The organism is Amycolatopsis coloradensis (assembly GCF_037997115.1).
Lineage (GTDB): Bacteria > Actinomycetota > Actinomycetes > Mycobacteriales > Pseudonocardiaceae > Amycolatopsis > Amycolatopsis coloradensis_A.
Map to the genome: position 1 here is coordinate 4,676,127 of NZ_CP150484.1, position 13,025 is coordinate 4,689,151.

Sequence of the window (13,025 nt, forward strand, 5' to 3'; positions counted from 1 at the left end):
GCTGGTCCGGCAGGGCCGGTCTGAGCTCCGCGAGTGTCGTCATCGGATCATCGCCGGGCCGGCCGTCGGCGTGACACCGCTTTGCGCAGTTCCTCGGCCCACAGGACGGAAGACGCGATCGCGGTGGCGACGAGCCAGTCGAGGGCGGTCAAGGCGGTCGTGCCGAACAGGGATTGCGCGGCGGGCAGGTACACGGCGCAGACCTGCAGGGCGAGCACCGAACCCAGCGCGGCCCAGAGCCGCCTGTTGTGGAACAAGAGCCCTCCGAACGCCGAGGCGTGTTCGTCGCGGACGTTGAGGATGTTGAACAGCTGGAACACCACGAAGGTGACGAAGGCGAGGGTGTGGGCCACTTCGATGCCGCGGTCCAGGCCGTGTGCGAACGCGTAGAGGGTCCCGGCCACCATCACGAGTCCGGACAACAGGATCCGCGTCAGGCGGCCCGCGCTGAGGATCTGCGCTCCCGGTCGCCGCGGCGGCTCCTCCATGACGGATGGCCGCGGTGGTTCCAGACCGAGCGCCAACGCGGGAGGACCGTCGGCGATCACGTTGACCCACAACAACATCAGCGGTGTCAGAACGCTGGTGCCGGTACTGAACAACAGGGAGCCGATCACCATGGTGAGGATCGCGGCGACATTGGTGCCGACCTGGAAGCGGACGAACTTGACGATGTTGTCGTAGATGGTGCGGCCGGCGCGGACGGCCCGGACGATGGTCGCGAAATTGTCGTCGGTGAGGATCATCGCGGCGGCTTCCTTGGACACGTCGGAGCCGGTGATCCCCATGGCCACCCCGATGTGGGCGGCTTTGAGCGCCGGTGCGTCGTTCACGCCGTCGCCGGTCATGGCGACGACGTCATCGCGTCGCTTGAGCGTGTCGACGATGCGGATCTTGTGCTCCGGCGCCACCCGCGCGAACACGCCGGTGGTGGTCAAGGCCTGTTCGAGGGCACGGTCGTCGAGCCGGTCGATGTCCAGTCCCGACAGGCCGTCGCCCTCGATGCCGACCGCGCGGGCGATAGAGGTCGCGGTGGCCAGGTGATCACCGGTGATCATCTTGACGTCGATTCCGGCGGCATGGCATTCGGCGACCGCGGCGCGGGCTTCCGGTCGTGCTGGATCGAGCAGTCCGATCAGCCCGATCAGGACCAGTCGCTTTGGCAGCGCGGGCACCTCCGTGTCGCCGTGGGCGACAGCCAGTACGCGCTGACCTCGTCCGGCGAGATGATCGAGTTCCGCCAGGAGCCGGCGGCGTGCGTCGTCGTCGAGCGGGACGTCACCGTGTTCCCGGCGCACATGGGTGGCCAGGTGGAGCAGGACGTCCGCCGCGCCCTTCACGTGCGCACGGATCGCGGGCCCGTGACGATGGAACGTCGCCATGTACTTCAAAGCGGAGTCGAAGGGGATCTCGGCGACGCGGGGAGTGGCGCCGCGCAGCGCCATGACGTCCAAACCCGCCTTGCCCGCCAGGGTCACCAGCGCGCCCTCGGTCGGATCTCCGACAAGAGCGGCGTCTTGGACCACCGCGTCGTTGCACAGCACCGCGGTGGTCAGCAGCTCACCGAGATCGGGGATTTCACCGCCGTCTTCGGCGGTGATCGCGCCTTCGAAGCCGTAGCCCTCACCCGACACCAGGTAACGGCGTCCGGCATACCACAGCGAACGCGCGGTCATCTGGTTCAGCGTGAGCGTGCCGGTCTTGTCGGTACAGATGACCGTCGTCGCGCCCAGGGTTTCCACGGCGGGGAGCCGTTTGACGATCGCGCGCTGACGCGCCATCCGCCGCATTCCCAGTGCCAGTGTCACCGTGACGACGGCGGGCAGCCCCTCCGGGATGGCGGCCACGCCGAGCGCGACGGCCAGCGTGATCACCTCACCGATACCGCCGCCGGCCGCGAATTGCAGGACCGCCACGAGGAGGACCGCCACGCCGGCGAGGTAGGCCAGACGGACACCGAGCTTGTCCAGCTGCCGCTGCAACGGCGTCCGTGTCGAATCGGTGCGTTCCAGCAGCCCGGCGACCTTGCCGATCTCCGTGCGCATGCCGGTGCTCGTGACCAGCAGCTCGCCACGGCCCCTCGTGACGATGCTCGTCATATGGGCCATGGACGTCCGATCGGGCAGCGCCATCTCGCCCTGCCGCGGCGCCGCGGATTTGGGGACGGGGGCGGATTCGCCGGTCAAACCGGATTCATCGGTTTCCAGGTTCACTGTCGACAGCACCCGGCCGTCCGCCGGCACCCGGTCACCCGCGTCCACCAGGACGACGTCACCCGGCACGAGCTCGGCCGCGGGCACCTCGGTCACCCTGCCGTCGCGGCGGACCCGGGCCGACGGGCTGAGCAGGCTCTTCAGCGCGGCGACCGCGCGATCCGCCCTTCGTTCCTGCACGAAACCCAGGACACCGTTCAGGCCGAGGACCAGTCCGATGACGAGCGCTTCCCGATACGACCGCTCCACCACGCCCGCCAGCGCGGCCGCCACCACGAGCACGAGGTTCAGCGGGCCGGCCACCTGTGCCACCAGTACCCGCCACCACGGCCTACTCGGCGCCTCGGCGAGCCGGTTGGGCCCGGTCACCTCGAGCCGGTCGCTCGCGTCCGAGGAGTCCAGACCACGCCCCGGATCGACGTCGAGGCGAGACGCCAGCTCTCCGGTCTCCAAGCACCACGGATCGGAGACGTCCGGCACCTGGCGTGTCCCGCGTCCGGTCAGCGGCGCGGCTTTCACTGCCGAGCGGGCGGGACGACGGCCACCGGAGAGGCGGCGTGGTGGATCAGCGCCTGGCTGGTGGAGCCCAGGAGCAGTCCGCGGAAACCACCTCGGCCTCGAGAACCGACAACGACGAGTTGGGCGTTCTCGGAGTGTTCGAGCAACGTGTGCGCCGGCCGGTCACGCACGACGACGCCTTGAACGGGCACGTCGGGGTACCTGCTCCGGTAGACGTCGAGCTGCTGTTCCACCAGCCGGGCCTCCGCCGCCTGGATGGCCTCCCAGTCCAGCGCGGACCCGAACTCCCAGGCATTGCCCACGGCGAAGTCCGACCACGCGCGCACGGCGACCAGACGCGTACCGCGCGCCGCGGCGGCGTCGAAGGCGAAAGCCAAAGCCGCGTCACTCGTCGGCGAGCCGTCCACACCGACGACGACCGGTGCGTCCTGCGGCCGATCCGTTCCCCGGACGACGATGACCGGGCAGTGTCCGTGCGTCGCCACCGCGACCGCGATCGAGCCCACCAGCAGCCCGGTGAACCCACCCAGGCCACGAGAGCCCAGCACGATCACCTCCGCCGAGGCCGAGCGCCCGATGAGGTGCTCCGCCGCGGCTCCGCCGCGCAGCTCGGTGGTCACGTCGACCTCGGGGGCCGCTTCCCTGGCCGCCTCCGCCGCCGCCGCGAGTACTTCCCGTCCTTGTTCGGTCAGTGCGTCGGCGTAGGGCCTCGGCAACTCGACCCCGGGCGGCATCTGTACCGGGATCAGCATGCAGGCATGCGTGATCGACAACGGCGCCTTCCGCCTTGCCGCTTCGGTCGCTGCCCAGCGCGCCGCTTGGAGGGCCGAAGAAGAGCCGTCCACACCCACCACTACCGGTCGCACGTCTGGTGCGGTCATCGTGTCCTCGAATCGGGAGAGTAAGTCCCGCCCCCATGGGCGGTGCTGATCACGTCATCCACCCTGCCGTTCCCCGGGTTCCGGTCCCAGTGCCATCGGCCGAGTTTCGTAGGGACCAAGGTCCCCGGCCGAGTACGCCGAAGATCCCTTGGTGCCGCACCCCGTTCCCGGCAGGATCGAAAAGAGACCGGTCGTGGCCGCATCGGCGCCTTCGCGAGGCCTGGTCCTACTCCCCGAAGAAGGAGAATTCCTTGCTGTCCCCAGCATCCGCCGCGGTGGTTCGTGTCACCTTGCCCGTCGTGCGCGCGCACGCCGTGGAAATCACCGGTGAGTTCTACTCGTCGATGTTCGCCGCGCATCCGGAACTGCTCGACCTGTTCAACCAGGGTAACCAGGCCGACGGCCGTCAGAAGCTCGCGCTGGCGTCGGCCGTCGCCGGCTTCGCCGAGTACCTGCTCGCCAAGGACGGCGACGACGCCGCGACGTTCGAGCGAGTCGCCGAGCGGATCGCGCACAAGCACGTGTCGCTGGGCATCCGGGCCGAGCAGTACCCGCTCGTCGGTCACTATTTGCTCACCGCCGTCGGCACGGTCCTCGGTGCCGCGGTCACCCCCGAAGTCTCCGCGGCGTGGCACGAGGTCTACTGGCTGCTCGCCTGCCGGCTGATCGCCGCCGAAGCCCGCCTCTACGAACGTGGCGACCTCGATCCCGCCGACCTCTGGCGCCGCTGGCGCGTGGCCAAACGCCTTGACGAGGCCGTCGACGCGGTGTCGTTCACCCTGGTGCCCGACGACGGCGCGGCCGTCCCGGACTTCCTGCCCGGCCAGTACGTTTCGGTCGCCGTCGACCTGCCCGACGGCCGTCGCCAGCCTCGTCAGTACTCACTGTCACACGGCCCTGGAAGGGGCTCGCTGCGGATCACCGTCCGCCGGGTTCGCGGCCGCGACGGCGCCCCGGACGGCGCGGTGTCCAGCCACCTGCACGACCAGGTGACCGAAGACGAGACCCTGCTGCTCGGACCACCCGCGGGCGAGACGACGCTCGACACCGGCGACGGACCGGTGCTCCTGGTCAGCGCCGGCATCGGGATCACCCCGATGGCCGCCATGCTGGATCACCTCGCCCGCACCCAGCCGACGCGGCGGATCATCCTCGCCCACGCCGATCGCTCACCCGCTCACCACGCACTTCGCCGCGAATGTGCCCAGACCGCGACGGGTTTGGCGGAGGCCGAGGAGTTGTACTGGTACGAGAACGGCCACGACGACAGCTCGCGGCCCGGTCTCATGGACGTCGACGCGCTCCCGTTGCCTTCGGGCACCACCGCCTACCTGTGTGGCCCCTTGCCGTTCATGCACGGGATCCGCGCCGGACTGATCCGGCGCGGCCTGCCCGCCGAGCGCGTTCACTACGAGGTGTTCGGCCCCGGAATGCTCGACCGGGGCTGACGCCCGTGTGCGGTACATGAAGGCCCTCTTCCTTACGTCTGGTGCAAGAAAGAGGGCCTTCATGTATTCGTCGAGATAAGAGCGAACGTGGCGCGTCCCTGGGACTGGCTTCGCGACATGGCCGTAGTGGCGGTTCGGGAGCTGGACCGTGCCCACCCCACGACACCCGCCGGCCTACTCCCGCCGACATGAGCGTTCCGAGGCACGGGCGGAGACGTCGGCGTCGCTGCAGAATCCGGTCAGACGGCGTTTGAGGCAGAGCAGGCCCACGATGGCCCCGTCGTGATCGACCACGGCGAGGCGCCGCTGGCCGCGTGCCAAGAGGAGCAGGCGTGCCTGTTCGGCGGGCATGTCCACGGTCACCGTCCGGCCCGACATCCGCGAGTGGGGCAGAGCGAGGTCGGCACCGTCCAGATCCGCGGGCAGGTCGGTGCGGAGGAGGGTGCCGATGAGACGTCCGGACTCCGTGAGCAGGAGCATGTGGACGTGGTCGTCGGCGAAGCAGGCCCGGGCCTGATCGACGAGGATGTCCGCTGGTGACGTCTTGGGTCGCCGCACCAGCACGTCGCCGACGGTCTTGCCGATCAACCCGGGTGGAGCGGGCACGGTATGTCCTCCTTACTTGAGGGATAAGACAAACGTGGCGTGACCGAGCCTCTGCGGTGAAAGACCCCTTCGCTGGGTCAAGGCAGAGAGGCGGCCTTCGCGGTGTGGTTCTGGACTGGCCGACAGGAGTCAGCCGCGCTCTTCAGTGTCCACAAGGGATGCTTTCCAACGACGAAATGCTTGCTTCAGGCCCATATGCCCGATTCGGCGAGGGGGTCGTGAGTGGCAAGTAGGGTTAGAACCCCCCATGTCACGTAGCTTAGGTTGATCTTGGGCGAGGTTGACAGGTGGGGTGAAGGCTCCCTTCGGCCCTGGTCGTGGGTCGGGTTGGTCGTGAGTGGCGTTTCGGGTTCTAACNAGTGGCAATGCGGGTTCTAACCCGAAACGCCACTCACGACCACCTGTACCGATCCTCAAGGAGCATCGGGGCTCACTGGCGAGTCCGCTGCCACTCACGAGCCCGTCCAGGTCTCATTGCCGGGTGTCGTGCAGGGCTCGATCCCGCACGTCGGCCGGCGTCGGGGCAGGAGTCACGGGCTTCCCCCGGCGGCCGCGGTAGACGACGTAGGGGCGCCACAGATAGGCCAGCGGCGCCGACCACACGTGGACCAGCCGCGTGAAGGGCCACAGCGCGAGGAAAAGGAATCCGCCGATCGCGTGCAGCTGATAGACGAGCGGCGCGCCGGTCATCAGGTGCGGTTCGGGAGAGAACCAGAAGACGCCGCGGAACCAGACGGCGATCGTCTCGCGGTAGTCGTAACCCTCGCCGAGGAGATTGGTCCCGACCGTGGCGGTCATCCCGAGTACCACCATCGCGGCCAGCGCGACGTAGAGCACCTTGTCCATCGTCGTGGTGACCCGGCGGACGCGGCGGTTGACGAAGCGGCGGGCGATCAGTAAGGCGAGGCCTGCCACGAGCATGACACCGGTGACGGTGCCGCCCCAGACGGCGGTGGCGTGGTAGAAGTGCTCGGAGATCCCGATCTTCGCCGTCACCGAAGCGGGCACCAGCAGGCCCATGGCGTGACCGGCGATGACACCGAACGCTCCGAGGTGGAACAGCGGTGAGCCCAGCCGCAGGATGCGGCTCTCCAGCAGTTGGCTGGTATGGGTGGTCCAGCCGAACTGGTCGTGGCGCCACCGCCACACGTGACCGAGGAGGAACACCGCCAAACAGGCGTAGGGGACGACGATCCAGACGAACGTGCTCACGGGGCACTCTCCATCGAACGGTTGTTGAAGGGATGTGCGTGGCCACACGCTTCGGAACTGAGATCGGGACCGAAGCCGATGGTGTCGACATCGGTGCCGTACGCCGCGAGCCCGACCGATTCCACGGGAGGGCCGTCTTCGGCGAGCGTGCGGATCGTGTCCCGGTCGGCCTCGGTCAGTGGCGGCAACGCGGCGACGACCGCCTCGAGCAGGTGCCGGTAGGGCGATCCGCATTCGTCCAAAGTGGAGCGCAGAAGCTCCAGTCCCCGGCGGTGCTGGCGCAGCGGCGCCTCGCCGTCGCCCGGGCCGGCGACCGCGGCGAACTCGAGTACCACCGGCAGCAGATCGGGCAGCTCGCCAGGGGTCAGGCGCAGGCCGTGGGCGCGGTAGCGCTGTTTGAGGGTGAGCAGGGCGATGCCGCGCTTACGGGTGTCGCCGTGCAGGTAGTAGGTCAGGTACAGCCCCGAGCGCCGACGCAGGTCGAACGTGCGGACGTAGTGGGTCTCGACCTGGAGGGAGTCGGTGGTCAGGAACCAGTCGAGGAACGCGGTGAGTTGTTCCCGCACCTCGTCGTGGGTGATCTCGCCGACGGCGGCGGACAGTTCCTTCCCGGCCCCGATCAGTGTGGCGTCGGGGTAGGTGAGCAGCACCGAGGCGAGTTCGAACAGCCGGGCCCGGTCGGTACCCTCCACAAAGGACCGTTCGGGCGCGGTCATGAGCGGCCTCCGGCGGGATCGATGGTCAGGCCGAGCCTGCCGTCGCCGCGGCGCGCGAACAGGCTCCGGCGGCCCGGGCGGACCTGCCGGTCTTCGGTCACGAGGTGGAACCGCTCGGCGGTCGCGGCCGGTTCGGTCATCCCGGGGCCGCCGGTGCAGTCCAGCGAACAGTCCGAAGTGGACGCCGCCTGTGCTTCGAGCGCGGCGGCGTCCTTGGCGTAGGCGGCGGGGATGACGTAGCGCTCGTCGTACTTGGCGATCGCGAGCAGCCGGTACATCGCCTCGATCTCTTTGCCGGACATGCCGACGGCCTCGCAGAGTTCCTCGGCGACGGTGCCGTCGAGGGTGCGGGCGCGCATGTAGGAACGCATCGCGGCGAGCTTCATCAGCACGCCCGCCACCGCGTCGGCGTCGCCCGCGGTGAACAGTTCGGCGAGGTATTCCACGGGGATCCGCAGATCACGGATGGTGTGGAAGACGTCGTCGGCGTCGGTGTCGTCGCGCCCTGCGGCGTTGACGGCGTCCAGCACGGGGGAGAGCGGCGGGACGTACCAGACCATCGGCAGGGTGCGGTATTCCGGGTGCAGCGGCAAAGCGATCTTGTACTCGCTGATCAGCTTCCACACCGGCGAGGCCTGTGCGGCGAGCACCCACTCCTCGGGCAGGCCCGCCTCGGTCGCCAGACGCACCGTCTCGGGATCGTGCGGGTCGAGAAACACCGCTCGTTGCGCGGCCAGCAGCTCCCGCTCGTCTTCGACGGAGGCGGCGGCGAGCACCGCGTCCTCGTCGTAGAAGACCAGGCCCAGATAGCGCAGCCTGCCGACGCAGGTCTCCGAACAGATGGTGGGCTGGCCGGCTTCGATGCGCGGGAAGCAGAAGGTGCACTTCTCGGCCTTGCCGGTGGCGTGGTTGACGTAGACCTTCTTGTAGGGACAGGCGCTCACGCACATGCGCCAGCCGCGGCAGCGGTCCTGGTCGACCAGGACGATGCCGTCCTCCTCGCGTTTGTACATCGCGCCCGACGGGCAGGCCGAGACGCAGGCGGGGTTGAGACAGTGCTCGCAGATCCGCGGCAGGTGGAACATGAAGGTCTTCTCGAACTCGAACCGCACCCGTGCCGCCGCGTCGGGGTCCATCGCGGTGATGTTGGGGTCGGTGCCGGCGCGCTCGTGGGCGCCGCCGAGGCTGTCCTCCCAGTTCGCGCCCCATTCGAGGCTCATCGGTTCCCCGGTGAGGGCCGACCTCGGTTGCTTGACCGGGGTGTCGGTGAGCCCGCCGGGCGCGGTGACGAGGACGTCCTTGTCGAAGGTCGCGGGCTCGTAGTAGTCCTCGAGCGTCGGAAGGTCGGGGTTGGCGAAGATCCGCGAAAGCCGCTTCGCGCGTCCGCCGGAGCGCAGGACCAGCCGTCCCTTCTTGTCGAGCTTCCAGCCGCCCTTCCAGCGTTCCTGGTCCTCGTAGTGCTTGGGGTAACCGATACCGGGTTTGGTCTCGACGTTGTTGAACCAGACGTACTCGGTGCCTTCGCGGTTGGTCCAAGTCTGTTTGCAGGTCACCGAGCAGGTGTGACAGCCGATGCACTTGTCGAGGTTCATCACCATCGCGACCTGGGCGCGGATGCGCATGTCAGTACTCCACTTCCTGGCCGCGGCGGCGGATCACGGTGATCTCGTCGCGCTGGCTGCCGATGGGGCCGTAGTAGTTGAAGGCGTAGGTCATTTGGGCATGGCCGCCCGCGAGATGCGTCGGCTTGATGAGCAGCCGGGTCATCGAGTTGTGGTAGCCGCCGCGCTTTCCCTTGCCCTTGCCGCTTTTCTCGGTCTTCGGGACGTTCACGGTGCGTTCGGGGGAGTGGTACTGGAACACCGTGCCCTCGGGCATCCGGTGGCTGACGACGGCGCGGGCCACGATCACGCCGTTGCGGTTGACGGCCTCGACCCAGTCGTTGTCGGCGACACCGATCTTGGCGGCGTCCTCGACACTCATCCAGATCACCGGACCACCGCGGGAGAGCGCGAGCATGAGCTCGTTGTCGTGGTACATCGAGTGGATCGACCACTTCGCGTGCGGAGTGAGGAACCGGACGGTCACGCCGCCGTCGGCGAGTTCGCCGGGCTTTCCGAAGTGCCGGGCCATGTTCAACGGCGGCCGGTAGCCGGGCAGATGCTCGCCCAGTTCGGCGACCCAGTCGTGCTCGACGAAGAAGTGCTGCCTGCCGGTGAGAGTGTGCCACGGCTTGCGCCGTTCGACGTTGATGGTGAACGGCGAGTACCGGCGCCCGCCCTTTTCCGAGCCGGACCACTCCGGGCTGGTGAACACCGGCTGCGGCGCCTCCTGAGTGGACGCGTACGTGACGTGATCGGTTTCGTGGCCCTCGATCAGGTCGGTGAACTGCTGCCCGGTCCGCTTTTCCAGTTGCTGGAAGCCTTCGTGGGCAACGCGGCCGTTGGTCGTGCCGGACAGCGCGAGGATCGCCTCGCACATCCGGTCCGCTGTGGACAGTGACGGACGGCCGGCGAACGGGCCGTCGGGCACGACGCCGTTCTGGTGGCGTAGGTACTCCAGCTCGGTGGTGACGGCGACGGTGATGCCCTTGGTCGTGGTGCCGAGTTTGTCCAGCAACGGGCCGACGGCACGCATCTTCGCGCCGATGAGCGTGTAGTCACGTTCGATCTCGACCAGCTTCGGCATCGTCACGCCCGGCACCGGTTCGCACTCGCCGCGCTTCCAGTCCCGGACCCGGCCGGACGGCGTCGCGAGCTCGTCGGGCGTGTCGTGCTGCAGTGGCGCGGCCAGCACGTCGCGGCGGACGCCGAGATGAGTGACCGCCAGCTCGCTGACCTTGTCGGCGATGGAGAGGAAGGCGTCGTAGTCGGTGTGCGCCTCGCCCGGCGGGGCGACGGCGGGGGAGAACGCGTGCACGAACGGGTGCATGTCGGTGGTGGAGATGTCGTGCTTCTCATACCAGGTGGCGGCGGGCAGGACGACGTCGGAGTGCAGCCCGGTGTTGGTCATCCGGAAGTCGATCGCGGTGAGCAGGTCGAGCTTGCCGGTGGGTGCTTCGTCCCGCCACGCCACGTCGCGGGGCCGCTCGCCGGGACCGCACTCGTCGGCCGACGCCAGCGAATCCACGCCGAGCAGGTGCTTCATGAAGAACTCGTTGCCCTTGCCGGAGGAACCGAGCAGGTTCGCCCGCCACAAGGTCAGGCAGCGGGGGAAGTTCGCGGGGTCGTCCGGGTCGTCGGCGACGGCCTTGAGCCGTCCCGCGCGCAGCTCGGCGACGATGTGCTCGCTCGTGCTCACGCCGGCGGCCGCGGCCTCGTCGGTGAGGTCGAGCGGGTTGCGGTCGAACGCCGGATGGCCCGGCGACCAGCCCATGCGCTGAGCGGCCGCGACGGTGTCGGCGAACGCCATACCCGCCAGCCGTCCCTGTCCCAGCGGCGAAGCGAGCTCGTCGGCGGGCACCTTCTCGTAGCGCCACTGGTCGGTGTGCAGGTACCAGAACGGGGTGCTCGCCTGGTGCCGCATCGGTCGCTGCCAGTCGAAGGCGAAGCTCATGTGCTGTTGCCCGGTGATCGGCCGCGCCTTCTCTTGGCCGACGTAGTGCGCCCAGCCGCCGCCGTTGACGCCCTGGCAGCCGGTGAGCGTGACCAGCGCGATGAAGGCGCGATAGGTCATGTCCGAGTGGAACCACTGGTTCGCGCCCGCGCCGAGCGCGATCAGGGAACGGCCACGGCTGCGCTCGGCGTTGCGGGCGAACTCGCGCCCGATCTTGGCCGCCATCGCCGCGGGAACACCGGTGAGCCGCTCCTGCCACGCGGGCGTGTGCGGGGCGTCGGCGTCGTCGTACCCGGTGGGCCATTCGCCGGGCAGGTCGCCGCGACGGACGCCGTACTGGGCCATGACGAGGTCGAAGACGCCGGTGACGAGGTGGTCGCCCACGCGCTTGACCGGGACACCGCGGCGCATGGTGGCGCCGCCCTCGGTCTCGCCGATGTCGAACCGCGCGAGGTCCACGGGGACCTGCCCGGTGGCGTGATCGAGCACGCCGAGCGCGGGCACGACGTCGCCGAGGTCGAGGTTCCACCGGCCTTCGCCCTCGGGGCCGTAGCGGAATCCCAGCGACCCGCCCGGCACCACCGGGGCGCCGGACACGTTGTCGAGCAGAACGGTTTTGTGCTGCGCACCTGGATCTTCGTCGCCGAGGTCGGCGGCGGTGAGGAATCGTTCTGCGACGTAGACGCCCGGCTCCCGCTCGCGAAGCGTCACCAGGAAGGGCAGGTCGGTGTAGGACCGCACGTAGTCGGTGAAGTAGGGGACCTGGCGGTCGCGGAAGAACTCGGTGAGCATCACGTGGCCCATGGCCATCGCCAGTGCCCCGTCGGTGCCCGGCCGCGGGGCGACCCAGTCGTCGGCGAACTTGACGTTGTCGGCGTAGTCGGGGCTGACGGCGACGACCTTGGTGCCGCGGTAGCGGGCCTCGGCGAGGAAGTGGGCGTCCGGGGTGCGGGTGACCGGGATGTTGGAACCCCACATGACCAGGTAGGTGGAGTTCCACCAGTCGCCGGCCTCGGGGACGTCGGTCTGGTCGCCCCACACCTGGGGCGAGGCGATCGGCAGGTCGGCGTACCAGTCGTAGAACGACAGCAGCGTGCCGCCCAGCAACGCGTGGTAGCGGGTCCCCGCCGCGAACGACGCCATGGACATCGCGGGGATCGGCGAGAACCCGACGACCCGGTCGGGCCCGTGGGTCTTTGTGGTGTACACATGCGCGGCGGCGACCATGGTGGTCACCTCGTCCCACGAGGCACGCACGAAACCGCCGCGGCCACGCTGTCCTTTGTAGACGGACGCCTTGCGCGGGTCCTCGACGATATCCGCCCACGCCGCGACCGGATCGCCGAACCGCCCCAGGCCCGCGCGGAACATCGTGATCAGCGAGCCGCGCACATAGGGGTGCCGGACACGGGAAGGCGAGTACTCGTACCAGGAAAACGATGCGCCGCGCGGACAACCCCGGGGTTCGTAGTCCGGGCTGTCCGGGCCTGTGGTCGGGTAGTCGGTCGCCTGGTGTTCCCAGGTGATCAGCTCGTCCTTGACGAAGACGTTCCACGAGCACGAACCGGTGCAGTTGACGCCATGGGTCGACCGCACGACCCGGTCGTAGCTCCATCGGTCGCGGTAGAACGACTCCCAGGCACCGGAATCGATCTGATGCAGCGTCCGTCCGTGGTCACCGACCGTCTCCTTGGTCAGGAAACGACGAGCACCGAGCAGCGGCCCGTGGCCGGGAACGTGGTCGTTCGCAGGGGCAGGTTGGGAAGACACGGGGACGCGACTCCTTCGAGTGGTCCGGACACCGGGGACAAGGGCGGGTGACCGGTAGGGCATGACCTATGTTCGGCGAAAGCCGGGCGCCGATCACCAGGCGAA

Annotated in this window: 8 protein-coding genes; 1 reads left to right on the forward strand and 7 read right to left on the reverse strand. The window is 68.9% G+C overall.

Going from position 1 to position 13,025, the window contains the following annotated elements:
• Positions 1–47 precede the first annotated feature (47 nt).
• The gene (locus tag LCL61_RS21885) at positions 48–2,693 is read right to left on the reverse strand and encodes a cation-transporting P-type ATPase (protein ID WP_340681425.1); all 2,646 of its coding nucleotides are present in this window, start codon (positions 2,691–2,693) and stop codon (positions 48–50) included.
• Positions 2,694–2,728: 35 nt separating this feature from the next.
• Positions 2,729–3,613 carry a universal stress protein gene (locus LCL61_RS21890; protein ID WP_340681426.1) on the reverse strand — a complete coding sequence of 295 codons (885 nt, stop codon included), beginning with the start codon at positions 3,611–3,613 and terminating at the stop codon, positions 2,729–2,731.
• Positions 3,614–3,864: 251 nt separating this feature from the next.
• Between LCL61_RS21890 and LCL61_RS21895 the strand changes: the two genes are divergently transcribed.
• Positions 3,865–5,061, forward strand: a complete 1,197-nt coding sequence (locus LCL61_RS21895; RefSeq protein WP_340681427.1) for a globin domain-containing protein — start codon at positions 3,865–3,867, stop codon at positions 5,059–5,061.
• Between the two features lie 174 nt (positions 5,062–5,235).
• Here the strand turns inward: LCL61_RS21895 and LCL61_RS21900 are convergent, their stop codons facing one another.
• The 5 genes from LCL61_RS21900 to LCL61_RS21920 all read right to left on the reverse strand — a co-directional run bounded on the left by LCL61_RS21900 (position 5,236) and on the right by LCL61_RS21920 (position 12,920).
• Positions 5,236–5,667: a CBS domain-containing protein gene (locus LCL61_RS21900; RefSeq protein WP_340681428.1), complete on the reverse strand. Its 432-nt coding sequence runs from the start codon at positions 5,665–5,667 to the stop codon at positions 5,236–5,238.
• A 471-nt stretch (positions 5,668–6,138) separates the two neighbouring features.
• Entirely contained in the window at positions 6,139–6,879 is a 741-nt protein-coding gene (gene narI / locus LCL61_RS21905; RefSeq protein WP_340681429.1) for a respiratory nitrate reductase subunit gamma, read from the reverse strand.
• Positions 6,876–7,595, reverse strand: coding sequence for a nitrate reductase molybdenum cofactor assembly chaperone (narJ, locus tag LCL61_RS21910; protein ID WP_340681430.1), 720 nt, complete (start codon positions 7,593–7,595; stop codon positions 6,876–6,878). Before narJ ends, narI begins: the two co-directional genes overlap by 4 nt.
• Positions 7,592–9,217 carry a nitrate reductase subunit beta gene (narH, locus tag LCL61_RS21915; protein ID WP_340681431.1) on the reverse strand — a complete coding sequence of 542 codons (1,626 nt, stop codon included), beginning with the start codon at positions 9,215–9,217 and terminating at the stop codon, positions 7,592–7,594. Before narH ends, narJ begins: the two co-directional genes overlap by 4 nt.
• 1 nt (position 9,218) lies before the next feature.
• The gene (locus LCL61_RS21920) at positions 9,219–12,920 is read right to left on the reverse strand and encodes a nitrate reductase subunit alpha (RefSeq protein ID WP_340681432.1); all 3,702 of its coding nucleotides are present in this window, start codon (positions 12,918–12,920) and stop codon (positions 9,219–9,221) included.
• Positions 12,921–13,025: the final 105 nt, after the last annotated feature.